Source organism: Frankia sp. AgB1.9, assembly GCF_016786355.1.
Classification (GTDB): domain Bacteria; phylum Actinomycetota; class Actinomycetes; order Frankiales; family Frankiaceae; genus Pseudofrankia.
This window is the reverse complement of record NZ_JADWYX010000039.1, coordinates 28,849-53,791: the sequence shown is the minus strand read 5'-3', so window position 1 is coordinate 53,791 and position 24,943 is coordinate 28,849. Positions and strand designations below refer to the sequence as shown.

General features: G+C 72.2%; 23 protein-coding genes. 7 read left to right on the top strand and 16 right to left on the bottom strand.

Annotation, left to right across the window (positions count from 1 at the left end; all coding sequences use genetic code 11):
* Positions 1-116: 116 nt before the first annotated feature.
* Both I6A60_RS17595 and I6A60_RS17590 read right to left on the bottom strand, forming a co-directional pair.
* Positions 117-284 carry a DUF3117 domain-containing protein gene (locus I6A60_RS17595; RefSeq protein ID WP_007511639.1) on the bottom strand — a complete coding sequence of 56 codons (168 nt, stop codon included), beginning with the start codon at positions 282-284 and terminating at the stop codon, positions 117-119.
* A gap of 296 nt (positions 285-580) precedes the next feature.
* On the bottom strand, positions 581-991 hold the full coding sequence (locus tag I6A60_RS17590; protein ID WP_203023205.1) for a DivIVA domain-containing protein: 411 nt from the start codon (positions 989-991) through the stop codon (positions 581-583).
* A gap of 317 nt (positions 992-1,308) precedes the next feature.
* Between I6A60_RS17590 and folP the strand changes: the two genes are divergently transcribed.
* On the top strand, positions 1,309-2,121 hold the full coding sequence (gene folP / locus I6A60_RS17585; protein ID WP_374113448.1) for a dihydropteroate synthase: 813 nt from the start codon (positions 1,309-1,311) through the stop codon (positions 2,119-2,121).
* A gap of 8 nt (positions 2,122-2,129) precedes the next feature.
* On the opposite strand, the gene I6A60_RS17580 is transcribed toward folP, so the two are convergent.
* The 6 genes from I6A60_RS17580 to fdxA all read right to left on the bottom strand — a co-directional run bounded on the left by I6A60_RS17580 (position 2,130) and on the right by fdxA (position 8,252).
* Positions 2,130-2,735, bottom strand: coding sequence for a TIGR00730 family Rossman fold protein (locus tag I6A60_RS17580; protein ID WP_203023207.1), 606 nt, complete (start codon positions 2,733-2,735; stop codon positions 2,130-2,132).
* Positions 2,736-2,747: 12 nt separating this feature from the next.
* The gene (locus I6A60_RS17575) at positions 2,748-3,551 is read right to left on the bottom strand and encodes a TIGR00730 family Rossman fold protein (protein WP_203023217.1); all 804 of its coding nucleotides are present in this window, start codon (positions 3,549-3,551) and stop codon (positions 2,748-2,750) included.
* A 337-nt stretch (positions 3,552-3,888) separates the two neighbouring features.
* Complete coding sequence (dapE, locus tag I6A60_RS17570) at positions 3,889-4,959, bottom strand: succinyl-diaminopimelate desuccinylase (RefSeq protein WP_203023208.1); 1,071 nt, start codon at positions 4,957-4,959, stop codon at positions 3,889-3,891.
* 48 nt (positions 4,960-5,007) lie between these two features.
* On the bottom strand, positions 5,008-5,844 hold the full coding sequence (locus tag I6A60_RS17565) for a 2,3,4,5-tetrahydropyridine-2,6-dicarboxylate N-succinyltransferase (protein ID WP_203023209.1): 837 nt from the start codon (positions 5,842-5,844) through the stop codon (positions 5,008-5,010).
* A 318-nt stretch (positions 5,845-6,162) separates the two neighbouring features.
* Complete coding sequence (dapC, locus tag I6A60_RS17560; protein ID WP_238435658.1) at positions 6,163-7,932, bottom strand: succinyldiaminopimelate transaminase; 1,770 nt, start codon at positions 7,930-7,932, stop codon at positions 6,163-6,165.
* The gene (fdxA, locus tag I6A60_RS17555; protein WP_013421911.1) at positions 7,929-8,252 is read right to left on the bottom strand and encodes a ferredoxin; all 324 of its coding nucleotides are present in this window, start codon (positions 8,250-8,252) and stop codon (positions 7,929-7,931) included. Before fdxA ends, dapC begins: the two co-directional genes overlap by 4 nt.
* 87 nt (positions 8,253-8,339) lie before the next feature.
* On the opposite strand from fdxA, the gene I6A60_RS17550 reads away from it, so the two are divergent.
* Together I6A60_RS17550 and I6A60_RS17545 are read left to right on the top strand one after the other, a co-directional pair.
* Complete coding sequence (locus I6A60_RS17550; protein ID WP_203023210.1) at positions 8,340-8,612, top strand: ferrous iron transport protein A; 273 nt, start codon at positions 8,340-8,342, stop codon at positions 8,610-8,612.
* The gene (locus I6A60_RS17545) at positions 8,609-9,475 is read left to right on the top strand and encodes a transglutaminase-like domain-containing protein (protein ID WP_203023211.1); all 867 of its coding nucleotides are present in this window, start codon (positions 8,609-8,611) and stop codon (positions 9,473-9,475) included. Before I6A60_RS17550 ends, I6A60_RS17545 begins: the two co-directional genes overlap by 4 nt.
* Positions 9,476-9,579: 104 nt before the next feature.
* Here the strand turns inward: I6A60_RS17545 and I6A60_RS17540 are convergent, their stop codons facing one another.
* From I6A60_RS17540 to I6A60_RS17520, 5 genes are all read right to left on the bottom strand, one after another.
* Entirely contained in the window at positions 9,580-10,119 is a 540-nt protein-coding gene (locus I6A60_RS17540; protein WP_203023212.1) for a DUF6113 family protein, read from the bottom strand.
* A gap of 179 nt (positions 10,120-10,298) precedes the next feature.
* Positions 10,299-11,177: an N-acetyl-1-D-myo-inositol-2-amino-2-deoxy-alpha-D-glucopyranoside deacetylase gene (mshB, locus tag I6A60_RS17535; RefSeq protein WP_203023219.1), complete on the bottom strand. Its 879-nt coding sequence runs from the start codon at positions 11,175-11,177 to the stop codon at positions 10,299-10,301.
* Positions 11,178-11,233: 56 nt separating this feature from the next.
* The gene (galE, locus tag I6A60_RS17530; protein WP_203023220.1) at positions 11,234-12,259 is read right to left on the bottom strand and encodes a UDP-glucose 4-epimerase GalE; all 1,026 of its coding nucleotides are present in this window, start codon (positions 12,257-12,259) and stop codon (positions 11,234-11,236) included.
* A 496-nt stretch (positions 12,260-12,755) separates the two neighbouring features.
* Positions 12,756-14,636, bottom strand: a complete 1,881-nt coding sequence (gene typA, locus I6A60_RS17525; protein WP_203016201.1) for a translational GTPase TypA — start codon at positions 14,634-14,636, stop codon at positions 12,756-12,758.
* Between the two features lie 400 nt (positions 14,637-15,036).
* Positions 15,037-15,438: a (deoxy)nucleoside triphosphate pyrophosphohydrolase gene (locus I6A60_RS17520; protein WP_203016202.1), complete on the bottom strand. Its 402-nt coding sequence runs from the start codon at positions 15,436-15,438 to the stop codon at positions 15,037-15,039.
* Positions 15,439-15,759: 321 nt separating this feature from the next.
* Here I6A60_RS17520 and I6A60_RS17515 point away from each other — a divergent pair, with 321 nt between their 5' ends.
* A complete protein-coding gene (locus I6A60_RS17515; RefSeq protein WP_203016158.1) occupies positions 15,760-17,109 on the top strand; it encodes a heparan-alpha-glucosaminide N-acetyltransferase domain-containing protein in 1,350 nt (449 codons plus the stop codon).
* A gap of 55 nt (positions 17,110-17,164) precedes the next feature.
* On the opposite strand, the gene I6A60_RS17510 is transcribed toward I6A60_RS17515, so the two are convergent.
* Positions 17,165-18,175, bottom strand: a complete 1,011-nt coding sequence (locus I6A60_RS17510; RefSeq protein WP_203016160.1) for a glycosyltransferase family 2 protein — start codon at positions 18,173-18,175, stop codon at positions 17,165-17,167.
* Between the two features lie 221 nt (positions 18,176-18,396).
* Positions 18,397-19,473 carry a redox-regulated ATPase YchF gene (gene ychF / locus I6A60_RS17505; RefSeq protein ID WP_203016167.1) on the bottom strand — a complete coding sequence of 359 codons (1,077 nt, stop codon included), beginning with the start codon at positions 19,471-19,473 and terminating at the stop codon, positions 18,397-18,399.
* A 140-nt stretch (positions 19,474-19,613) separates the two neighbouring features.
* On the opposite strand from ychF, the gene rmuC reads away from it, so the two are divergent.
* The 3 genes from rmuC (at position 19,614) to I6A60_RS17490 (ending at position 23,632) form a co-directional block, all read left to right on the top strand.
* Positions 19,614-21,044, top strand: coding sequence for a DNA recombination protein RmuC (gene rmuC, locus I6A60_RS17500; protein WP_203016172.1), 1,431 nt, complete (start codon positions 19,614-19,616; stop codon positions 21,042-21,044).
* A gap of 191 nt (positions 21,045-21,235) precedes the next feature.
* On the top strand, positions 21,236-21,709 hold the full coding sequence (locus I6A60_RS17495) for a DUF6542 domain-containing protein (RefSeq protein ID WP_203016174.1): 474 nt from the start codon (positions 21,236-21,238) through the stop codon (positions 21,707-21,709).
* A gap of 1,101 nt (positions 21,710-22,810) precedes the next feature.
* Positions 22,811-23,632: a glycosyltransferase family 2 protein gene (locus tag I6A60_RS17490; RefSeq protein ID WP_203016176.1), complete on the top strand. Its 822-nt coding sequence runs from the start codon at positions 22,811-22,813 to the stop codon at positions 23,630-23,632.
* A gap of 99 nt (positions 23,633-23,731) precedes the next feature.
* Here the strand turns inward: I6A60_RS17490 and glpX are convergent, their stop codons facing one another.
* Entirely contained in the window at positions 23,732-24,757 is a 1,026-nt protein-coding gene (glpX, locus tag I6A60_RS17485) for a class II fructose-bisphosphatase (protein ID WP_203016179.1), read from the bottom strand.
* Positions 24,758-24,943 lie beyond the last annotated feature (186 nt).

The following is a 24,943-nucleotide window of genomic DNA, read 5'->3' as shown; positions in this document are numbered from 1 at the left end:
CAGGTCGAGGCTCGCTCGACGCCGGGCGTCCTGAACTGTCCTGGGAACGGGTCCCAGGGTCATACGGCGGGGCACCCGGCCGCCCACCCTCGGGCGGCGAACCGGGTCGACCCGCGCTAGCCGACCGCGGTCTTGAGGGCGTCGCCCAGCGCGCTCGCCTCGTCGGCGGTGAGCTCGACAACGAGCCGGCCGCCGCCCTCGAGCGGGACGCGCATCACGATCCCCCGCCCTTCCTTGGTGACCTCGAGCGGACCGTCACCCGTCCGCGGCTTCATGGCCGCCATCGGTGCACCTCTTCCTGCCGTCGGACCTACGTCTGCCGACGATTATCCCGTAGTCAGGGCAGCAAACCGAAACACGGCCCTCCGCAGAACCACAACGGTCGGCGGCCGATGTTGTCGGGCCCTAGTCGGCGCGACATGTCGGGCGCTGGGCGCCCTCCCCACGCTCACCGCACCACGGAGCGGAAATCGGCGGCCGAACCGACCGAGGTCGGGTTCATGGGCCGCTCGGACCGGCCGGCGGGGCGTTCTGAGCCCGCACCGCACCGGTCACCCGCCCGGTCCGGGGAATTCGCGGCCTATCCGTCGAGGCCGGACCACGGAGACTGGCCGTCCGTGGGCGTCACGGGCGAGGCGCCGGGTGCCGCGCCTTCGGCGCCGCCGGCCGGGCCCTGCGTAGCGTCGGCGTGCGCGAACGTGGCGAGCCGGACCAGCTCGTCGTCGCGACGGGCCAGCTCCTCGTCCCGCCAGGCCAGCTCGCCGGCCAGCCGGGCGAGCAGCGCGTCCACCTCGGCCATCCGATAGCCACGGAAGGCGAGGTTGAGCCGGATACCGCCGACCTCGCGCGCGCCGACCGGGCCGTCCGCGGGCAGACCGGTTGGCGCCGCGTCCGGCGGGGCCGGGGCCATCCGGTCGAACCAGCCGACGGCCAGCGCCGCGACGACGAACACCAGCGCGGCGACGACGAGGATCTCGATAGCGAGCACCACGCCCCGATCGTACGGTCGGGCCCATAGTGGCCACCCCGTCGGGCATCCCCTGCCTACCCGGACAGCGCCGAAATCGGGCGAAGACACCCGTCGCCGGTCGGAACCCGGACCGACGGCGCCAGCCCCGCGCCGGGTCCTCCGCAGGCGGAACGCCGCGCCCGTCGACGTCTGGCAGGCTCGCAGTCGTGCCGCACGACGTCGCTCCGCCCACAGACCTCCGTACCAGCCCGCCCGGCCCCGCGCCGGACGACCGGGGCCACCGACCTGGGCCGCTGCGGCTCGGCCGGCGCGTTTTCGAGCCGACCGAGCTGGTCGTCATGGCCATCGTGAACCGGACGCCGGACTCCTTCTTTGACAAGGGCGCGACCTACGGCGAGGCCGAGGCGCTCGCCGCCGTCGAGCGCGCGATCGCCGAGGGCGCCGGAATCATCGACATCGGCGGGGTGAAGGCCGCGCCGGGCGCCGAGATCAGCGCGGCCGAGGAGCTGCGCCGGATCGGCGGGTTCGTCGCCCGGGTGCGCGCGGCCCATCCGGACGTCGTGATCAGCGTGGACACCTATCGGGCCGAGGTCGGCCGGGTCGTCGTCGCGGAGGGCGCCGACCTGCTCAACGATGCCTGGGGCGGTGTCGAACCGGAACTCGCCGAGGTGGCGGCCGCGGGCGGCGTCGGCCTGGTCTGCACCCACGCCGGGCACCTGCCGCCACGCACGCGGCCGCACCGGATGACCTACCAGGACGTCGTGGCCGACATCGTCGCGACCACCTGTGGGCTCGCCGAGCGGGCCGTCTCGCTCGGCGTGCGCCCGGACGCGGTGGTGATCGACCCGGGGCACGACTTCGGCAAGAACAGCCGCCATTCGATGGAGGCGACCCGGCGGACCGACGAGCTCGTCGCCACCGGCTGGCCGGTGCTCATGGCGATGTCCAACAAGGACTTCGTCGGCGAGGCCCTCGACACGCCCGTCGAGGAGCGGCTGGAGGGCACGCTGGCCGCCACCGCCGTCAGCGCCTGGCTCGGTGCCCGGATCTTTCGGGCCCACCAGGTCGCGGCCACGTGCCGGGCCCTGCGGATGGTCGCGGCGATCCGCGGCGACGTCGACCTCACCGTGGCGCGCCGCGGGCTCGCGTAGGCCTCGGCTCAGTCGATCGGGGGTGCCGCCGCCTCGATCGCCTCGCCGGCGGTGGGGTTGACGGCCGATCCGACGCCGGCGGCGGCTTCGAGGAAGTCCAGGGCCTCGGTCGGGGTGGTCGACCACCGCAGCAGCGCCCGAGCCTCGGGACGCACGAAGCCCCGGTCGACCAGGCCGTCCACGAGCGTGTGCAGATGAGCGAAGACGCCGTCCGGGTCGAGCACGACGATCGGCTTGGCGTGCATGCCCAGCATGGCCGCCACCCAGATCTCGAACAGCTCCTCGAGGGTGCCGAGGCCACCGGGCAGCGCCAGGAACGCGTCCGCCCGCTCGTCCATGATGGCCTTACGTTCCCGCATGGTCTCGGTCACGATCAGCTCGTCGGCGTCGGTGTCGCTGACCTCCAGGTCGAGCAGCTTGCGCGGGATCACCCCGAGGGTGCTCGCGCCGCCGGCCCGCGCCGACCGGGCGACCGCGCCCATGCAGGAGATCGACCCGCCGCCGGAGACCAGCGAGTGGCCACGCGCCGCGAGCTCCGTGCCCACCTGGCCGGCCAGCAGTACGTATCCCGGGTCGATCCGCTCCGACGACGAACAGTAGACGCAGATCCTCATGAACCCGGCTTTCTACCGGCCCCGCTGCTGGGGCGGCGTGCTGGAGGCGATGCCGTCCACGACCAGCCGGACAGCCTCGTCGACGTCGTCGGTGAGCGCGAACAGGTCGAGGTCGGTGTCCTTCATCCGGGCGGTGCCGACGACCGTGCCTCGCAGCCAGTCGAGCAGGCCGCGCCAGTACTCGGTGCCGAGCAGCACGACCGGGAACCTGCGGACCTTGCCGGTCTGGACCAGCGTGAGCGCCTCGAACAGCTCGTCGAGCGTGCCGAGCCCACCCGGCAGGATGACGAACGCCTCGGCGTACTTCACGAACATCGTCTTGCGTACGAAGAAGTACCGGAAGCTGACGCCGAGATCCACCCAGTCGTTGAGCTTCTGCTCGAACGGCAGCTCGATGCCGAGGCCGACCGAGAGGCCGCCGGCCTCCTGGGCACCCCGGTTCGCCGCCTCCATCGCGCCCGGACCCCCTCCGGTGATCACGGCGAAGCCCGCCTCGACCAGGGCGGCGCCGAGCCTGCGGCCGACCTCGTAGTCCGGGTGGTCGCGCGGCACCCGGGCCGAGCCGAAGACGGTCACCGCACGCGGCAGGTCTGCGAGCAGGTCGAAGCCCTCGACGAACTCGCTCTGGATGCGCAGCACCCGCCACGGGTCCGCGTGGGTGAAGTCCCCGGAGCCGCGGTTGGCGAGCAGCCGTTCGTCGGAGGTGGAATGCCGGATCTGGCTGCGGCGAGCCAGCTGCGGGCCGCGCCGCTGCTCCGGCGGCGGAGTCGGGAACTCGCCCGGCTCGTACCGGCGCGGGCCGTCGTTCGGCGGCACCGGAGCGCCCAGCGCCACCGTCTCGTCCAGTACCGCCGTCTCGTCCAGCACGGCCGCCGCCTCGGCCGCGGCGCGGGCGAGGCTGTCGGCCGGCGTCGGGTCCGGTTCACCAGGCTTGATGGGTGTCACCTCGGCACCATAGGCCACCGGGAGGCCGGGCCGGAGCGCCGGTTGGGCCCGGTCGCGGCCCGCGTCGACCGACCGGCACCGCCGGGATCCGCATGGTGACCGTGGCCGGCGTCGAGAGCCGCGTTCGCGCCGTTACGTCCCTGAACGGTCGCCGGACTGTCGGTACACGTTGTGACGAATCCCATTTTCAATTACTAGAGGTGGGGATCTATGACCTGGTGGTGAGGTAGGCGCGTAGGACGCGCTCTGCCTCCTCGACCAGGGGCAGCTCGACGTACTCGTCGCGGGTGTGCGCGAGGTTCGGGTCGCCGGGGCCGTAGTTGAGCGCCGGGATGCCGAGGGCGGCGAACCGCGCGACGTCGGTCCAGCCGTACTTGGCCCGGGGCTGGCGCCCGGTGGCGGTGACGAACGCCGCCGCGGCCGGGGCCGACAGGCCCGGCAGGGCGCCGCCCGAGCTGTCGGCGAGCTCCAGCTCGTAGCCCGCGAGCACCTCCCGCACGTGGGCCAGGGCGCCAGCCACGTCCCGGTCCGGGGCGAACCGGAAGTTGATCGTCACCTCGCATCGGTCCGGGATGACGTTGCCGGCGACGCCGCCCGAGATCCGCACGGCGGACAGGCCCTCGCGGTAGACGCAGCCGTCGATCTCGACCGTGCGCGCCTGGTAGGCCGCGAGCCGGGTGAGCAGGTCGCCGGCCCGGTGGATGGCGTTGTCCCCGAGCCAGGAGCGGGCCGAGTGGGCGCGGCGGCCGGGCAGGGCCGCGATCACCCGCAACGTTCCCTGGCAGCCGGCCTCGATCTCGCCGCCCGTGGGCTCCATCAGGACCGCGAGGTCGCCCTCCAGCCAGTCCCGGTGCCGCTCCGCGAGCCGACGCAGACCGTTGCGGGAGGCGTCGACCTCCTCGTTGTCGTAGAAGACCCAGGTCAGGTCGTGCGCCAGGGACTCGGCTGGCACGGTGGCGGCGAGGTGAAGCATCACGGCGACGCCGGACTTCATGTCGGAGGTGCCACAGCCGTAGAGCCGGTCGCCGTCCCGGCGGGACGGCACGTTGTCCGCGATCGGCACGGTGTCGAGATGCCCGGCGAGCACCACCCGGGTCGCCCGGCCGAGGCTCGTCCGGGCGACCACCGCGTCACCGTCCCGGTCGACCGTCAGCCCCGGCAGGCCCGCGAGCGCCGTCTCCACCGCGTCGGCGAGCGGCCCCTCGGAACCGCTCACCGACGCGAAGTCCACCAGCGCCCCGGTCAGCTCCCCCGCCGGCGCCGCGACATCAAGTCCCATGCCAGAGACCCTACGAGTGCCAGAGACCCTACGAGCCCGCCCGCCGGCTCAGGTGGCGACGCCGTGTTCGCGTAGGACGTCGTTCAGGGCGAGCTTGTCGTGGATCTGGCCCTCGGCCAGGGTGCGCAGCACGAGCATGCAGGGCATCGCGAAGTCGCCGCCGGGGAAGCTCTTGACCCGGCTCGCGCCGACCGCGACGGCTCGCTCGGGAATCTCCCCGCGGGGGTACTCCTCGCCGGTGTTCGCGTCGAAGACGTGGGTGGACGCGGTGAGGATCGAGCCCGCGCCGAGCTTCGCGCCGCGGTGCACCCGGGCGCCATCGATGATCATCGATCGGCTGCCCACGAAGGCGTCGTCCTCGACGATGACCGGCACCGCGTTCGGCGGCTCCAGCACGCCGCCGAGGCCGACGCCGCCGGACAGGTGCACGTTCTTGCCGACCTGCGCGCAGGAGCCCACAGTGGCCCAGGTGTCGACCATCGAGCCGGAGTCGACGAAGCCGCCGATGTTGGTGTAGCTCGGCATGAGCACGGCGCCTGGGGCGATGTGGGCGCCCCAGCGGACGATCGCGCCGGGGACGACGCGGACGCCGTCGAACCGGGTCTTCAGCGGCATCCGGTCGTGGTAGTGGAAGTCGCCGGCGTTCGACTCGCCCATGGGCAGAACCTTGAAGGACAGCAGGATCGCGTGCTTGGCCCGCTCGTCGACGACCACCGAGCCGTCAGCGGCGACGAACGCGACCCGAGCCTCGCCGGCGTCGATGGCGTCCACGGCCGCGACGACGGCCTTGCGGGCGTCCGCGTCGGCCGGGGTGATGTCGGCCCGGCGCGCCCAGAGCTCGTCGATGCCCGAGTCCAGCGGAGAGACGAAGGATGAAGTGCTCACCAGCCCGACCCTAGCCGAGCCCGCCCCCACCCCGAAAAACCAAAGCCAATCGGAGGCGCGGAGATCCACCGCACCGCGGAACGCCCCGGGCGCAGGGCGCCCTGGTGGTCGCTCCCGCGTTGCGCCGGGCCCGGCGAGGTCCGCCCGCTAGCTTGATCGCTGTTTTGGCCCTCTGATGGTCACAAAACCGCGGCGGTTACAGCCACGCGAGGGCGAAAACAGCGATCTTGCTGGTCTCAGGACGAGGCCAACGTTGCCAGATTCGACATTGGACCCCGGCCGGCCCAGGTCCAGTCCTCCTGGCCCTGGGCCGGATGATCACCTCAGGTCGGCTGGCCCGTCCTGCTCGTCGTCCGGGCCGCCGTAGGTGTCCGCGAGACCCGCGAAGGTGTCGAAGACCCCCTGCCGGTCCGCGCCCTGGCGGGCGGGGCCTGGCTGGCCGGGCGCCCGCTGGCCGTATCCAGGCTGTCCCTGGTCGGACTCGCCGTAGCCGGCTTGACCGTGACCAGGCTGGCCACGGTCGGACTGGCCGTAGCCACCTTGACCGTGGTCGGGTTGACCATGATCAGGCTGGCCGTAGCCACCTTGACCATGATCAGACTGCCCATAGCCACCCTGACCGCGATCGGACTGACCGCGATCGGACTGACCGCGATCGGACTGACCATGGTCAGACTGCCCAAAGGCACCCTGACCATGGTCCGGCTGGCCATAGCCGCCCTGACCGTGGTCGGGCTGGCCGTAGCCGGGCGGAGGGCCTGGGGGCCCGGCGCCTGGCCGCGACTGCCCGTATCCGGGCTGCCCCTGGCCGGCGGGTCCGCGGCCGGGCACGGGCGGCTGGTGGCCGCCTGGCGCGCCGCCTCCCGGACCGGTGATGCGCACGGGCCCGGTCGGCGGTGCCTGCCCGGCTGGCGGATAGGCGTACCCACCGGTGCGCGGGCCGGTGGCCGGCGCGGCCGATCGTGGTGGCGGCAGCATGGCCATGCGTTCGGGCACCGTCGCCACATGGGCGTCCGGCGCCGTCAGCGCGACCCGGACGTGCCGCCGGCCGGCCTCGCCGTAGAACGTCCCCGGCGCGACCAGCACGCCGACGCTCGCCAGCGCGTCCACCGTCGCCCACGCGTCCTCACCGCGGGTGGCCCACAGGTACAGGCCGGCCTCGCTGTGCTCGATCGTGAACCCGGCGACGGCGAGCGCCGCCGCGAGCACGGTGCGCCGGTTGACGTACCTGGCCCGTTGGTCGGCGACGTGCATGTCGTCGGCGAGCCCCGCCGTCATGGCCGCCTGGACCGGGCCGGGCAGCATGAAGCCCGAGTGCTTGCGCAGCTCGAGCAGCTCCCGGACCAGCCCCGGGTCGCCGGCGACGAACCCGGCGCGGTAGCCGGCCAGGTTCGACCGCTTCGACAGCGAGTGCACCGCCAGCAGGCCCTCGTGCGAGCCGCCGCAGACGTCCGGGTGCAGCACCGAGACGGCCCGGTTCTCCCAGCCGAGCTCGATGTAGCACTCGTCGCTGGCGACGATCACGCCTCGCTGCCGGGCCCACCCGACGACCGCCCGCATCTCCTCGACGCTCATGCAGCGGCCGGTCGGGTTGGACGGTGAGTTCAGCCACACCAGCGCCACGCCGTCCGCCGGCCCGTAGACCGGCTCGCAGCGGGCGAGCAGCGCGCCGACCTCGTACGTCGGGTACGCCGGAGTCGGCACCCAGACCCGGTCACCCGGGCCGAGGCCAAGCTGCGTCGGCAGCTGGGCGACCAGCTCCTTGGTCCCGAGCACGGGCAGCACGGCCGACGGGTCGACGCGAACGCCGAGCCGCCGGGCCATCCACCCGGCCGCCGCGTCCCGTAGCTCCGGCGTACCCCAGACCTGGGGGTAGCCGGGAGAGTCCGCGGCGGCGGCGAGGGCGCGCTGGATGACCGCCGGCACCGGGTCTACCGGGGTGCCGACGGACAGGTCCACCAGGCCGTACGGGTGCTGGCTGGCCTTCTGCTTGTACTGGGCCAGCGTGTCCCAGGGAAAGTCAGGCAGCCGGACCTTGGCCCGGCCGCCCGCCCGGGTCGTGCGCGGTACGCCGGTGGGGCTGGTCAGTGCTCGCCCTGGGGGGCCAGCGCGGCAACCGCCGGCGGGTCGTAGTCAAGAGCGCCGACCTTGGAAGCGCCACCGGGCGAGCCGAGCTCCTCGAAGAAGCTCGCGTTCGTGTCGGTGTACGGCTTCCACTGCTCGGGCACATCGTCTTCGTAGTAGATGGCCTCAACCGGGCAGACCGGCTCACATGCACCGCAGTCGACGCACTCGTCAGGCTGGATGTAGAGCATCCGTCCGCCTTCGTAGATGCAGTCGACCGGGCACTCCTCGATGCAAGCCCTGTCCTTAACATCGACACAGGGCTCGGCGATGACGTAGGTCACCGGATGTTCCTCCTCGGCTCACGGGCGACTGATTCCTTAGTATCGACCTCGACCGTTCCGTGTCGACAGCAAGGGCGTTCGCTGGTCGTGTATGTCGTCCGCATCACTCTGGCCGACATCGGCGCGCGGGTCGTGATCCGGCGCCGCATCGCGGGGCCGGTGCCGCTGACGGACGTTATCGGAACCCTCCAGTCCTGGACAGCCGGGGTGCTCACGGTCGTCGACGCGAATGGCGAGGTCACCAGGGTCGCGGAGGCCGATCTCGTCGCTGCCAAGGTCGTCCCACCGCGACCTGACCGGCGCCGGCCGGAGCCCGACCCGCCGGACCCGGAGGACAGGGGTCAGGAGGTCCGTCGATGAGCGCCCGCAGCCGAGCCCGCTTCACCGATGTCGTCAGAAGGACTCCGATCGACCTCGCCCTCGCCTGCCAGCTGATCGCCGCCGAGGCCGACCCGGAGGCCGAGACCGCCGACGTCCCCGGGGCGCTGGACCGGCTGACCGACGAGGCCCGGCCGGTCCTCGCCGCCAAGGTCTCCCGAGCCCGCGCGGCCGGCGGCCAGGCCGGGGACACGATGGCGACGTCGGAGCCGCTGGACGCCGCCGAGGCGCTCCACGAGTCGCTCGGGCTGCGCGGCGGCTACTCGGGCCTGCAGGGCGACTACGACGACCTGCGCTCGTCGCTGCTGCCGGAGGTGCTGCGCCGACGGCACGGCCTGCCGATCCTGCTTTCGGTCATCTGGCTGGAGGTGGCCGCCCGGCTGGGGGTGCCGGCCTACCCGGTCGGGCTACCGGGCCACATGGTTGTGGCGATCGGGACCCCGCGCGAGAACGTGCTGGTCGATCCGTTCGCGGGCGGGCGGCGGATCACCGTCCACGACGCGGCAGCCCGGGTACGGGCGGCCGGCGTCCCGTTCAGCCGGGCCCAGCTGGCCCCGATGAACCGGGAGGACCTGCTCGCCCGGGTGCTGGGCAACATCCGCGTGCTGGCCGCCCGGGCAGACTCGACGTCGACCAGGCTGTGGGCGGTCGAGCTGTCCCTGCTGCTCCCGCACCATCCCGCGAGCCTGCGCCGCGAGCGCGGCGAGCTGCGCATCCGCCGGGGCGACTACCTCGGCGGCGCCCGCGACCTCGCCAACTTCGCCGACGCGGTGGACGCTGCCGAGCCGACGGCGGCCGCGGCGGCCCGTGCCGCCGCCCGCGCGGCCCGCTCCCGGCTCAACTAGCGCCCTTATTGGGCGAGTGCCCAGCAGGGGCTTGGGCGCCGCCAGCGTGGATCTGGGGCCCGTCACGGCCGCTCCTGGTGCCAGCGCCGAGCGCCGTCCCCGAACTACCTGGACGACCCAGGCGGAGGCAGCGTGAACGCCGTCAGGCCGCGCCTGGCGGTCCCGACGACGGCCACGGTCACCGGGGCGAGCGCGCCGAGGGCGAGGAACAGGTAGCCGGTGGTGGTGGCCCGCAGCATCAGGTCCCCCTCCGGCCGGGACGAGCCGAGCGCGAGGACGACCGGGGCCCAGCCGATCAGCACGACGAGGGCGCCCAGGCGGGTCCCGGTCAGCCAGCGCACCAGCAGCGCGACGGCGGTGTTGCCGACCAGCGCGAGCAGCAGGCCGGCGGACAGGAAGGCGCCCCCCAGCCGCAGCCCCTCCGGCACCCAGACGACCCCGTACAGGCCGAGCACGAACCCGAGCCCGAGCCCGAGAGCGTAGGCCGCGGCGAGAAAGAGCCGCGGCGGGTTGGCCGGCAGCCGCTCGGTCGAGCCGAGCCCCGTCACCCGGGCGGCGATCGAGTCCTCCGGTCGCGCGCCAGTGGCGCCCGCGTCCGGCCCGCCGGGTGCGGGCGAGCGCGGGCCTGTGCTGGGGCGAGGCATACCTCGACAGTAGCCAGCCGCCGGACCGGCCCGCCAGGCGCCGTGGCATGGCGGTTCGCCGGTCGGCAGCTCAGGCGCCGCACCGGGTTCCGGCCCTCGGGCGACTGGCCGAGGTGGCCCCGACCGGATCACACCATCGGGCTCCGCCCGTGATGTGACAGCGGGCCGCTGCCGCAACGTCAGAGATCGAGGCCGGCGAAGAAGTCCGTCTCGTACGCGGTGCCGTCCGGCCCGGCCGTGGGGACGGCCTCGCCTCGGGTCAGGACATAGTGGTCGACGGTGAACGCCGGCTGGCCGACCCCGTCGGCCAGGGCGAAGAAGAACCCGTCGACGGCGATCTGGGTGCGGTGCGCCCGCAGCGCCGCGAGCTTGGCGTCCAGGTACTCGGGCGCCTCGATCCGGGTCGTGATGACCTCGTCGGGCACGCCCATCGGCACGTCGTCGGCGCTGGTCGCACCATGGAACGGAGTTCCCTCGACGTCGGAGAACCGCTCGACGGCGCGCTGGACGAACGACTTCGGCAGCGCCGTCTCGTACAGCTTCGACGGTGCCCAGGGTTTGCCCGCGTCGGTCGCGAAGTCCGGGTCGGCGGCGGCGGTGAACGCCGCGACCGTGATCTGGTGCGCGCGGATGTGGTCCGGGTGGCCGTAGGCGCCGTTGGAGTCGTAGCTGACCAGCACGTGCGGCCGGACGTCGCGGACGATCCGGACGAGTTCGGCGGTCGCCTCGGTGAGGTCGGCCTGCCAGAAGCAGCGCGGGTCGTCGTTGCCGGGGGTGCCCATCATGCCGCTGTCCCGGAACCGGGCCGGGCCGCCGAGATAGCGCTGGTCGTCGAGGCCCAGGGCGGCGCAGGCGGCCGCCAGCTCGGACATCCGGTAGCCGCCGAGCTGGTCGCCGAGGTCGCTGCGCAGGTGCTCCAGCTCGGGGACGAGTACCTCGCCGAGCTCACCGAGCGTGCAGGTGACCAGCGTGACGTGGGTGTCGGGCGTGGCCGCGTAGTGGGCGATGGAGATCCCGGTCGCGATGATCTCGTCGTCCGGGTGGGCGTGCACGAACATCACCCGGCGCGCCGCAGCCGGAGTCGACTCGGCGGGGGCGGACGGCTCGGCGGCTGTCACGCTGACGCCCCGTCGTAACCGCCCGGGTTGAGCCGCTGGAACTCCCAGGCGTCGCGGCACATCTCGTCCAGTCCTCTGCTGGCCCGCCAGTCGAGCGTCTCGGCCGCGTACGACGGATCGGCGTAGAGGGCGGCGACGTCCCCGTCGCGCCGCGCGACCACCCGGTACGGAAGCTCGCGGCCGCAGGCGGCGCCGAACGCCGTCAGCAGCTGGCGGACCGACGTGCCGACGCCGGTGCCGAGGTTGACGACGCGGTAGCCGGCCTCGTCATCGAGGTGCTCCAGCGCGGCCCGGTGGCCCTCGGCGAGGTCGACGACGTGGATGTAGTCGCGGACGCCGGTGCCGTCGGCGGTCGGGTAGTCCTCGCCGAAGACCGACAGGTACTCCCGACGCCCGACCGCGACCTGCTGCAGGTAGGGCATCAGGTTGTTCGGGATGCCGCGCGGGTCCTCACCGAGCAGGCCCGACGGGTGGGCGCCGACCGGGTTGAAGTAGCGCAGCGCGGTCACGTGCCAGTCGGGCTGGGCGGCGCAGACATCCGCGAGGATCTGCTCGCACATCCACTTGGTGCGCGAGTACGGGTTGGTCGGGCGGGCCGGCGCGTCCTCCCGGATCGGCAGGACGTCGACGTCACCGTGGATCGAGCAGGACGAGGAGAAGATCAGTTTGCGCGGGCCGTGCTCGCGCAGCGCCTCGACAAGCCGCAGCGTCGCGTTGAGGTTCGTGTCGTAGTACTCGACCGGCATCGCCACGGACTCGCCGACCGCCTTGCGGGCCGCGAAGTGGATCACCGCCTCGAACGGCGTCGCCGCGAGCAGCTTGCCGAGCGCCACCGCGTCGAGGACGTCGAGCTCGACGAACTCCAGGTTCGCGCCGGCCGCGCCCGCGACCTCCCGGATGCGCTCGACGGCACGCGGCGAGCTGTTCGCGAAGTTGTCGACCCCGACGACCCGGTAGCCGGCCGTCAACAGGTCGACGCAGGTGTGCGAGCCGATGAACCCGGCCGCCCCCGTCACCAGCACCGTCGTGTCCGCAGATGGCACAGCTCACCCGTCTCGTCGGTCCGGCGGCACCCCCGCCCCCGGATGCGCACTTCTACCCGCCCCCCGACGGTACCGACCCACCCACCCCGCCCACGGCCCGGGTACAGCGACCTCGCAGAACCCTCAAGGCCGACCCCCTGCGGCGCGCAGGCGTGCCTCGTCAGCGCCCGCAAAGCCGCCCCCCGGCCACAACGGCGCGCAGGCCCGCCCACGGAGCGAAGCGAACGTGGCCGGTCCTGCGCGCCCGCGAGCGGAGCAGCGAACCTACAAGATCGCCCGCGCGATCCGGCAGAAACCCCCGCGGCGCGGAGGCGCGCCTCGCGGAGGCCCGTCCCACGAGCAAAGCGAAGTGGGCCGGGCCGCAGCGAGGTCGCCGGAGCGCCCGTGAGCGGAGGAGGACGGCGCGCGGAGGTCCCTCAGGAGCGAAGCGAGTGAGGGACCGGAGCGCGCCGCCCGGACGGAGCGAACCAGAAACTCAGCTAAACCGGCGCCGCGCCCGCAGCTTCTCCCGGTCGGCCGCGAGGAGCGCGACCTTGCGGATCCGGACCGTGGCCGGGGTGACCTCGACGCATTCGTCCTCGCGGCAGAACTCCAGCGCCTGCTCCAGGGTGAGCTGGCGGTGCGGGGTCAGCCGGACCAGCTCGTCGCCGGTCGAGGAGCGCATGTTGGTGAGCTTCTTCTCCTTGGTCGGGTTGACGTCCATGTCGTCGGCCCGGGAGTTCTCACCGACGATCATGCCCTCGTAGACGTCGATCATCGGCGGGACGAACATCGTGCCGCGCTCCTGCAGGTTGAACAGGGCGTAGGCGGTGGTCGGGCCGGACCGGTCGGCGACCATCGAGCCGGTGGACCGGGTGCGCAGCTCGCCGAACCAGGGCTCGTAGCCCTCGAAGACGTGGTGCAGCAGGCCGGTGCCGCGGGTCTCGGTGAGGAACTCGGTGCGGAACCCGATCAGGCCGCGCGCCGGCACCAGGTACTCCAGCCGAATCCAGCCGGTCCCGTGGTTGATCATCTGCTCGACCCGGGCCTTGCGGACCGCGAGCAGCTGGGTCAGCGTGCCGAGGAACTCCTCGGGCGCGTCGATCGTGAGGCGCTCGACCGGCTCGTGCAGCTTGCCGTCGACCTCGCGGGTGACGACCTGCGGCTTGCCGACGGTGAGCTCGAAGTCCTCCCGGCGCATCAGCTCGACCAGGACGGCCAGCTGCAGCTCGCCTCGGCCCTGGACCTCCCAGGTGTCCGGCCGCTCGGTCGGCAGCATCTTGATCGACACGTTGCCGACGAGCTCCGCCTCAAGGCGGGCCTTGACCAGCCGAGCGGTGAGCTTCTTGCCGGACTTGCCGGCCAGCGGCGCGGTGTTGACGCCGATGGTCATGCTGATCGACGGCTCGTCGACGGTGATGACCGGCAGCGGGCGCGGGTCCTCGGGGTCAGCGAGCGTCTCACCGATGGTGATGTCCGGGATGCCGGCGATGGCGATGATGTCGCCGGGGCCGGCCGACTCCGCGGGCGCCCGGTCCAGCGCCTGGGTAACCAGCAGCTCGCTAATCTTCACCCGGTCCTGGGTGCCGTCGGCCCTGCAGAGCACCGCCTGCTGGCCACGCCGGATCGTTCCGTTGTGCACCCTGCACAGCGCGAGCCGGCCGAGGTAGGGCGAGGCGTCCAGGTTGGTCACGAGAGCCTGCAGCGGCGCGCCCTCGATGTACGTCGGCGCCGGAATCGTCTCCAGCATCAGGTCGAACAACGGCTTGAGGTCCGGCGAGTCCGGGCTGTCGCCGTCGGCGGGGCGGGTCATCGACGCGCGGCCGAGCTTGGCGTTGCAGTACGCGATCGGGAAGTCGATCTGGTCCTCGTCCGCGTCGAGGTCCATGAAGAGCTCGTAGGCCTCGTCGACGACCTCGGCGATCCGGGCGTCGGAGCGGTCGACCTTGTTGATGACGAGGATCACGGGCAGCCGGGCCGCGAGCGCCTTGCGCAGCACGAACCGGGTCTGCGGCAGCGGGCCCTCGCTCGCGTCGACGAGCAGCAGCACGCCGTCGACCATCGCGAGGCCGCGCTCGACCTCGCCGCCGAAGTCGGCGTGGCCCGGAGTGTCGATGATGTTGACGGTCGTGTCGCCGTAGCGGACCGCGGTGTTCTTCGCGAGGATGGTGATGCCCTTCTCGCGCTCCAGGTCCATGGAGTCCATCACCCGGTCGGTGAGGTCCTCGCTGGCGTGGGCGCTGAAGGCACCGGACTGGCGCAACATCGCGTCGACAAGGGTTGTCTTCCCATGGTCGACGTGCGCGATAATCGCGATGTTGCGGCGGTCGTTGCGGCTACGAACCTCGCCCGTGGCGGGCTCGGTGCTGGTGGGCACGGCGTCGATAGCGGTGCTGGTCTGCTCAGTGCTGGTGGGCACGGTGGCGGGCTCCGGGGCGGACAGGGGGCGCTCGACCCCGAGATGGGCTTGACTGCTGGAACGCCCGGGTCCGACGTGACGGGGCGCGATTACGCGCCAAGCCAGGCGTGCCGACAGCCCGGGCGGCTCGACCGACGAGAAATCGGATGACGAGATCTCGGACATCGAGAACGAGGACCGACTCGGGCTTCCGTTCCATCGTACGGACTCGGCTGACGGGCTTACCTGGCGCGAGAGTCTGGACACCCACCGGCCGGGGAGATTTCAACAACAGCTCGCCCCTGCGGGCCTGTGCCAGGCCCGATCGGCGACGGACGTGTGGCACCGGTCACGTACCCGAGCCGGGCCGGTTGTGACGTCAGTCGCCCGCGGTCAGCGGAGCCGGATCGACCAGCCTGCCGCGCATCGCCTCGACGAGCGGCAGATCCGCCGGTAGCCAGGAGACGTCGTCCAGCTCGGCGACGGTCAGCCAGCGCAGCTCGCCGCCCTCGACCGCGCGCGGCGTGCCGGCCAGAATCCGGCCGAACCAGACGCGCAGCCGCCAGCCAGGGCTGGCGAGATCGGCCTGGCCGAGGAACGAGCCGATCTCGATCTCGACGTCGAGCTCCTCGCGGCACTCCCGCGCCAGCGCGGCCAGCTCGCCCTCGCCCGGCTCCACCTTGCCGCCGGGGAACTCCCACATCCCGGCATACGCGGGCGGGGACGTGCGCCGGGCGGCCAGCACGCGCCGGGCGTCGTCGAGAAGCGCGATCGCCACCACGAGCCGGCCCCGGCTCGCGGCCGAGCTGACCGCGGCCCGGCCGCCGCCGGTCTCATCCGAGCCTGTGGCGCGGGTCCCACCGGGGTGCCTGGCCGAACGACCGCCGGCCGCCCCGGCCCTACCGTCGGAGCCGGTAACCAGACCGCCACCGAGCGCGGGGTCCGCACCGGCGGCGCGGCCCGCATCCGGCTCGGGATTCATAGCTCTTGACTTTCCCAGAACGTGGCCCCATTGGGTATAGCCACCCCACCCGAACTGGGACCTATGGCCTCGCGGCGCCCATGCCGGTCCCAGGCGGTCAGCCGGTGAGAGGGTGAGGCCATGCCCGACATGCCGGAGCTCCCGGCGCCGGCATCCGACGAGCCACCCTTCCCCGGGGTCCTGCCGCTTCCGAGGACGCCGCCGCCGGACGGCCCGCCCAGCGCCGAGGTTCAGGAGCGGGACTCCCCCACTGTCCGGGCGGCCGCCTCGCCCTCCCCGGGCTCGCCGGCCGTCGTCTGGGTCACGCGGCCGCGGCCGGGACGGATCGTCGGCGTCGACGCGGCGCGCGGCGCGGCGCTGCTCGGGATGGCCGCGACGCACGTGCTGCCCGACTTCGACTCCCATGGCCACCTGACCTGGGCGTTCCGGATCGCGGCCGGACGGTCGGCGGCGGCGTTCGCCGTGCTCGCCGGGGTGGCGCTCGCCCTCGTGGCGGCCCGGACGCCCCGGCCGCATCTCGCGACGCTGATGCGGGCGCTGTGCATCGGGCTGGTCGGGCTGGTCCTGGGCGAGACGCGCACGCCACTCGCGGTGATCCTGGTCTACTACGCGGTGTTCTTCCTGCTCGTGCTCCCGCTGCTGCGGGCGCCCCGCTGGGTCCTGGCCGCTGTCGCCGCGGTCACGCTGGCCGGCGAGCCGTGGCTGAGCCAGCTCGTCCGCCCACACCTGCCAGCGCCGATCACGGCGAACCCCTCGTTCAGCACGCTGGTGACCACGCCTGGTCGACTCACGCTGACCCTCTTGCTGACCGGCTACTACCCGGCGTTGGCGTGGGTCGGGTACCTGGCCGTCGGGATGCTCGTCGGCCGGCTCGACCTGCGGTCCGCCCGAACCGCCGGATGGCTGCTCGCCGGCGGCGCCGCGACTGCCGTGGCGGCGAAGATCCTGTCCTGGTTCCTGCTCGGGCCGCTCGGCGGGCGGTCCGCGATTCTCGCCACGAACGCGGTGCTGCCGGGGATCGGGCCGATGCCGCCCGCGCAGACCGCCCGGCTGCTCGCCGCCGGCCTCTATGGGAGCACGCCGACCCAGAGCTGGTGGTGGCTCGCGGTCTCCTCACCACACGCGACCACGCCACTGGACCTGGTCCACACCACCGGGACGGCGATCGCGCTGCTGGGCCTGGCGCTGCTGGTGGCCCGCCTCGGCGCCGACGGCCGGCTGGGCCGGATTCTGCTCTGGCCGCTCGCCGCGGTCGGCTCGATGACGCTGACCTGGTACACCCTGCACGCCGCGCTGCTCGCGACCGACGCGCTGCCGGCCGACCCGAACCGTTCCTACGTCCTGCAGGTCGTGGTGGCCCTCGTCCTCGCCAGCGCCTGGCGGGCGACCCGCCGTCGCGGCCCCCTCGAGGCCGCCGTCGCCGCGGCCGCCCGGGCCGCCACCCGCCGAGGCGCCGTCGCGACCGAGTGACTCCGCGCCCGAGTGACTCCGCGCGCCGCGATGCCGGGCCTCGGCCGCCGGAGCTCTACAGGTCGCGGGTGTGCACCGCGACCGGTCGCGGTGCCGGCGCCGCGGCCCGGCCACGGCCGGCCGACTGGAGTGCGGCCGCCGCGAAGCTGACGACGGTGGCGGCCGAGCCCACCAGGAGCAGGAGCGCCCGAGCAGCCGCGGCGGGCCGGCCGTGTACCGCCTGCCTCAGCCCGTCGACCACACCGGCCGGCAGGACCCGCAACAGGAAGTCCTGCTCGGGACCCAACGCCGATCCTCGACGCCCCACCCGCACCGGGCCGCCCTCATCGCGGGTAATCATTCGAAGAATCGCCTTCGAACGCCCCTCTTCCCAACAGCGACGCAACACATACGACGCCGAGCTCCGCTCCCGCGGCACGCGATGATGAATCACGGCCGCCGGCTCGTACAGAAACCTGCCGCCCCGATGCAGCCGCTGCGCCCGGATACAGAACTCCGTCTCCTCGCACCCGGCCGCGCCCTTCGCCTTACGGCCCAGGCGGTCGTCGAAGCCACCGACCTCATCGAAAAGACCACGCCGGAACAACGCGCAACCGCCGAACACGTTCCGGACCGGCTGGCGAAAACTCGGCAGACCCCGATGGCTACAGCCGACCGTCCACAGCAGCTCATCCGGGAACCACTCCGGCTGCCGAGATTCCCAGGCCGGTACCGTCCGCCCGCCCACACCCAGAACGTCCGGAGAACCCGCCACCGCGGCGATCAACGACTCCAACCAGGTCGACTCCGCCGTCGCGTCATCATCCAGAAAAGCGACAAGATCTGTCGTGACCGCCCGCAGCCCCGTGTTCCGAGCATTCGACAGCCCCGTCCGGCCGCCGGTCGACAGGATCAGCTCGTCACCATCGCGGTCGTACAACTTCTTCAGCAGATCGTCGTCACCGTCGACGACGACGACAACCTGGACGGGCCCACAGGTCTGTGCGCGGAGCGAGTCCAGGGCCGCCACCAGCAACGGGAAACGCGAGACCAGATGACTACAGACGACGACACTCACCGTGCTCATACGGCCTCCTCCGCTCGCTCCATCGCGCGCCGACTCAGTCCGGACCGGGCGTCGGGTTATGGCAACGCCCGCGGGCGCGCCCAAGGGAGCCTGCCCTGGAGAGGCCGACCTCCGGCGTGCGTCGCGGACCTGGCAACCAGGCAGTAACGGAAGATTACGCCACGACGCATGGCCCGTCGGCCCAGAGGGTCCGAGCGCCCGAGCATCAGAGAGACAGAGCGTCAGACGTTGAAACGGAAGTCGACGACGTCGCCATCGGCCATGACGTAGTCCTTGCCTTCCATCCGGACCTTGCCGGCGGCGCGGGCCGACACCATGGAGCCAGCGGCCATCAGGTCGTCGAAGGAGACGATCTCGGCCTTGATGAAGCCGCGCTGGAAATCGGTGTGGATCACCCCGGCAGCTTCTGGCGCGGTGTCGCCCTTCCGGATGGTCCAGGCCCGCGCCTCCTTCGGGCCCGCGGTGAGATAGGTCTGCAGGCCGAGAGTGTGGAAACCGATCCTGGCCAATGCCGCGAGGCCGCTCTCGCTCTGGCCGAGCGAGGCAAGAAGCTCCGCCGCGTCCTCCTCGGGCAGCTCCGCCAGCTCGGCCTCAACCTTCGCGCACAGCACAACAGCGTCGGCCGGGGCGACGAGCCCGGTCAGCTCCTTGCATTTCGCGTCGTCGGCCAGGACGTCCTCATCGACGTTGAAGACGTAGAGGAAGGGCTTGGCCGTCAGCAGGAACAGCTCACGCAGCACCGGCAGGTCGATCTTCGGCTCGGACGACAGGGGCCGGCCCGCGTCCAGCACGGCTCGCGCGGCCTCGACGGCGGTCAGCAACGCCTGCTTGGACTTGTCCATCCTGGCCTCCTTGGCCAGGCGGGGCAGCCGGTTGTCGACGGTCTGCAGGTCGGCGAGGATCAGCTCGGTGTTGATCGTGGCGATGTCGTCGGCCGGGTCCACCCGGCCTTCCACGTGCACGACGTCGGGGTCGGAGAACACCCGGACCACCTGGCACACCGCGTCCGACTCGCGGATGTTGGCGAGGAACTTGTTGCCAAGGCCCTGCCCCTCGGCAGCGCCGCGCACCAGGCCGGCGATGTCGACGAAGCTCACCGTCGCCGGAACCACCCGCGGGTCGCCGTACAGCTTGGCCAGCTCGCCTAGACGCGAGTCCGGCACGCCGACGACGCCGACATTGGGCTCGATCGTCGCGAAGGGATAGTTGGCGGCCACCACGTCGTTACGGGTCAACGCGTTGAAGAGCGTCGACTTGCCGACGTTGGGCAGCCCGACGATGCCGATCGACAGACCCATGCAGCCAATCCTAACGCGAGGGCCAGACCCGCGATCATGGTCTGGGTACGGCGATCGGGGCTGGGTGAGCGCAGGGTGGGCGAGCGGGCTGCCGCCGGGGCGCGGGGAGTTTTGTCGGTGGTGCGTGATTGCCTGTGGTCATGGACGCCATCGGGGTGCTGCTTGCGTTGCTCTGCCTCGCGATCGGGGCCGCGGGCGGGTATCTCGTGGGGCGGCAGGCGGCGCGCCAGCAGGCGACGGCGGACGTGGCCGGGATGCGGACCGCGCTGGAGTACGAGCGCCGGTCGGCCACCGAGCGGGTCGAGCTCGTCGAGCAAAGCCAGCGGCGGCTCACCGAGACCTTCGAGGCGTTGTCGGCGCGGGCGCTCGAAGGCGCGAGCCGGCAGTTTCTTCAGCTCGCCTCGGCCCGCTTCGACGAGGCTGGCACCCGCGCCCAGGGTGATCTGGAAGCTCGCCGCGCCGCCGTCGAGAGCCTGGTCGCGCCGCTGCGGGACACGCTGACCAAGATGGAGGACCGGCTGCGCGAGCTGGAGACGGCTCGGACCGAGGCCTACGCGACGCTCGTTGAGCAGGTTCGTTCGGTGCGCGAGGCGTCCGACGGGCTGCGCACCCAGACGGCGCAGCTCGTGACCGCGCTGCGCAAGCCACAGGCCAGGGGCGCCTGGGGCGAGCTGCAGCTGCGCCGGGTCGTCGAGGTCGCCGGCATGCTGAACCGCTGTGACTTCACCGAGCAGCTGACGATGACCGGCGACGGCGCCGAGGCGACCCAGCGGCCGGACCTGGTCGTCCACCTGGTCGGCGGGCGCAGCATCGTCGTCGACTCGAAGGTCCCGCTGTCCGCGTTCCTCGAGGCGGCCGAGAGTACCGACGAGGCCGTACGCGCCGAGCGGCTCGCCGCGCATGCCCGCCACGTACGCACCCATGTCGACCAGTTGAGCTCGAAGGCCTACTGGCGCCGGCTCGACTCACCCGAGTTCGTGGTGCTGTTCATCCCGGCCGAGGCCTTCCTCGCGCCCGCGCTCGACCATGACGCGGGCCTGCTCGAATACGCGGCTGGGCGCAACGTCGTGATCGCCACCCCGACCACCCTGATCGCGCTGCTCCGCACGGTCGCCTACGCCTGGACCCAGGAGGCGCTGACCACCCGGGCAAAGGAGGTCTACGACCTGGGCAAGGAGCTCTACAACCGGCTCGGGACCCTCGGCGAGCACGTCGATCGGCTGGGCACGTCGCTCGGGCGAGCGGTCGAGAGCTACAACGCGACCGTCGGCTCGTTGGAGAGCCGAGTGCTGGTGCAGGCACGCCGGCTCGCCGCGATGGAGTTCGTCGAGGACGAGCTCACCAGTCCACGGCCGGTCGAGCTCGGTGTCCGCCCGGTCACCGCTCCCGAGCTACGGATCGACGCGGAGGTCCGGCCGGCGGCCGGCCTCGTCCTGGATTCGACCGACTCCCCTGCGGCGGCCAGAGCCTCGGAGCCCACCGTGGTGGAGCTCGTATCCTCGGTTCCCGCCGCCACGGTCGCGGGCGGCGCGGACACCGTTGGTGCCGACAGCGCTTCGCGGAGTGCCTGAAGTCACACGGATCGCCGGCAAGATCGGCGGATGGTACGGCCGCGACGTATCGCTCTGACGTTTTCTTAAAGCCGGAGCGGTACGTTGCCCCCGTGAGCCTCCCCGACCGGGAACCCGCGGGCTCGCGCGGCCGCGCCGAGCGCCCGCGCGGGTCAACCGACCGAGCCTCCGTCGGCCGACGTCGTCCCACCGTGCAACCCACGACGGTCATCAGCCAGAACCGTCGTGGGCTGACCGCCTTCGGCGCGTCGCTGATCGTGCTGATCATCAGTGCGGTGGGCGCGGCCGCGGACGTCGCCGTGTTCGGCAACCTCAGCTGGATCTTCGGAGTGCTGTTCGTGCTCGCCTGCGTCGCCAGCGCGTTGCGCACTCACGTCGACGACCTGGTCGGAGTGGCGATCATGCCACCACTGATCTACGCGGTGATCACCGTCGCCGTCGGCTTCCTGCACCCGGCGTCCGGCAGCGGCGGCGGCCTGCGGACCGAGGCCATCGATATCGGGTCGGAGCTGATCCTGCGGGCTCCGAGCCTGCTGATCGCCGAGCTTCTGGTCGTCGTCGTCGCCCTCGTCCGCGCCCGGCGGGCGACGGTCGCCCGGCGGGAACGCGCCCGCGCCCTGGCCAGCCGCACCCGCCGCGACCGCGACGACTACACGCCGCACTGACAGACGGACGGCCGCGCGGCGCGCGGGCCGAACCTGAACCGCCGGCCAGGCCGGAACGGACGGTCGGCGCCGTAACGAGGGCGTTCAGGAACCTGGCGCCGCTTGACCACAAGACCGGCACAGTGGTGCAGCCGACGCGTCCGAGCGATCCTGGCGATGCGCGGCCACGCGCCGTGTTATCAACGTGTTATGTGCCTGTGGTCCGGGAAGCGCAGTGGGCTGGCTGCCTGGCTGCGCACCTGTACCTGCGGCCATGTTTTCCAGGCGCATCAGCACTATCGCGCAGGCACCGATTGCGGATTGTGCGAGTGCGGCAAATTCTCACGTTTCCGGCGAAGTACCCCATAGCCACACGTCCGGGCGCGTAGGCAGAAGCGCCGTGCCCGGCACGTGGACCGCCAGAAATGTCGCCGGCAGGGTCCGCGGCGGCGCGAACAGGCCGGAGCCCATCGCCCGGCGGCGTCCCTGCGAGCAGGTTCCTGTCGAGAAGCAAGCCGGTTGACGCGCCCCGCTCCACGGCTATGGCGCCGAGCGGCCTGGCCGCCTTGCGCGAACTCCAGCCGGCTGGCGCGAGCTAGAGCAGCACCGCCGCTTGGACAGCGCCGGTACCTGGGCCTTCGGCCACATCCCTGACCATGGCCGATGGCCGGTTGCCGCTACAACCATCGCGACCCGCGTTCGACCGACCGCGCTCCGAAATGAACCGGCACCGATGGGTCGAGGCCCGTATCGCACCCCTCACAGCCGCGGATGAGCCACCGCGGCCGGATGCTACCGTTACTGCGCGATGGCGGTCAGGCCTGACAACACGGGCCTCACATCACAGGCCGGACAACGCAGAACCGACAGCACGGAAATAGCGAGCAGAGAAGCACCGGAGGCGGGGGCCGGTGTGGGCCAGAATTGTCACCAGAACGTCGGACGCTGCCACCTCGTTCGAGCTTACGGCTACGTCGCACAGTCACCCAGGCTTCAGGCGTGAGTGATCGTGAGGCCGCCGGCCGAGAGGACGAGATAACTCCGACTTCCGGGGGCAGGGCCGGTACGTATGAGGCTCGCCCGACAGAGGCGTCGCGCGCGAAAGTCCAGGGGGGAAGGAACTTGACCGCGACAGGCTCAGTGCCGGCGATCAGCATCGTCATTCCGACGCTGAACGAGGCTCGAAACGTGCCACACATTTTCCGCATCCTGCCGAGGGACGCGGAGATCGTCCTGGTCGACGGCCGCTCCACCGACGGCACCGAGGAGGTGGCGCGCGCCCTGCGTCCGGACTGCGTCGTTGTGCATCAGACCAGGAAGGGCAAGGGAAACGCGTTGGCGGCCGGGTTCGCCGCCGCGACCGGCGACATCATCGTCATGCTCGACGCCGACGGCTCAGCGGATCCTGGTGAGATCAAGGACTTCGTCCAGGCACTCGTGGACGGCGCCGACTTCGCGAAGGGCTCCCGCTTCATCAAGGGCGGCGGCAGCAGCGATATCACCCGGCTGCGGGCCCGCGGCAACCTCGGTCTGAGCGGCCTCGTCAACATTCTGCTGCGGCACCGGTTCACGGATCTCTGCTACGGCTACAACGCGTTCTGGTCGTACTGCCTGCCCGTGCTGGACCTCCGCCCCGGCGAGAAGGGCCAGGAACCACAGTGGGGCGACGGCTTCGAGGTCGAGACCCTCATCAACATCCGGGCGGCGCGCGGCGGGCTGACCATCGTCGAGGTCCCGAGCTACGAGCACCCACGCCTCATGGGCGTCACGAACCTCAACGCGTTCTCGGATGGCATGCGCGTCCTACGGACCATTTTTGTCGAGGCGTTCCGTCCGCTGTCCCGAAGCGTGCTGCTGGAAGCGGCGTACGGGCGGGCTCAGCTGCGCCGCAGGCTCGCCGAGAAGGCGGCACCGGTCGAGGAGTCGTACCGGCGTCCAGCCTGACCGCGACGACCCGAAACGTGGTCGGTCCCGAGCGACGCACCGCGCCCGGCCTGAGCCGGTGTGCTCGCTCAGGACCGCCTTCCTGGAACGGGCCGCTTCCTAGAACGGGACGGTCGAGTAGGCCTGCAGCTTGGTGAGCTGATGCTGGCTGTCGACCCGGCGGATGGTTCCGCTGCGGGAACGCATGACCAGCGAGGACGTGCTCGCGCCGCCGGGGCGGTAGCGGACGCCCGCGAGCAGTTCACCGTCGGTGATGCCCGTGGCCACGAAGAAGACGTTGTCGCTGTTGACCAGGTCCCGGGTGGACAGCACCCGGTCCACATCGAGGCCGGCGGCGGTGACCTTCGCCCGCTCGGCGTCGTCTGTCGGCCACAGCTTGCCCTGGATGACGCCGCCCAGGCAGGTCACGGCGCAAGCCGTGATGATGCCTTCCGGCGTGCCGCCGACACCGAGCAGGAGATCGACGCCGGTGTCTGCGGAGGCGGCCATGACGGCGCCCGCGACGTCTCCGTCGGAGATCAGCTTGACGCGGGCGCCGGTGGCGCGGATCTCGTCGACCAGGTCGGCATGGCGCGGACGGTCGAGCACGACGACCGTGACGTCGCGCGGGAGAATGCCCTTGGCCTTGGCGACCGCGCGGACATTGTCCTCGACCGAGGCCGTGATGTCCACGACGGAGGCGGCCTCGGGGCCGGTGACGAGCTTGTCCATGTAGAAGCAGACGCTCGCGTCGTACATCGTGCCGCGCTCGCTGACGGCCATCACCGCGACGGCGTTGTTCATGCCCTTGGACGTCAGCGTGGTCCCGTCGACCGGGTCGACGGCGACGTCGCACTCGGGACCCTCGCCCGAGCCGACCTCCTCGCCGTTGAACAGCATCGGGGCCTCGTCCTTCTCGCCCTCCCCGATGACGACGACGCCACGCATCGAGACGGTGCCGACCAGGCGGCGCATCGCGTCGACGGCGGCACCATCCGCCCCGTTCTTGTCGCCACGGCCCACCCAGCGAGCGGCCGCGAGCGCGGCGGCCTCGGTGACTCGGACCAGTTCGAGCGCCAGGTTGCGGTCGGGCGCCTGGCCCTGGACGGCAAGCGGTGCGGGGACGGCCCCGCTCTCATGTGCCACGGCAGAAGCGTAGTGGCCCCGCCCCTTCGCGGCCCACACTTGTGATGGCCGCCCAATGTCCTTGACGGGAACCGTCGGGTCCCTGACGGGGTGCGGGTGGGTGCGCGGGCGCGAGTAACGGGGGGGGGGGGGGGGGGGGGGGGGGGCGGGGGGCCGGGGCGCCCCCCCGCCCCCCCCCCCCCCCCC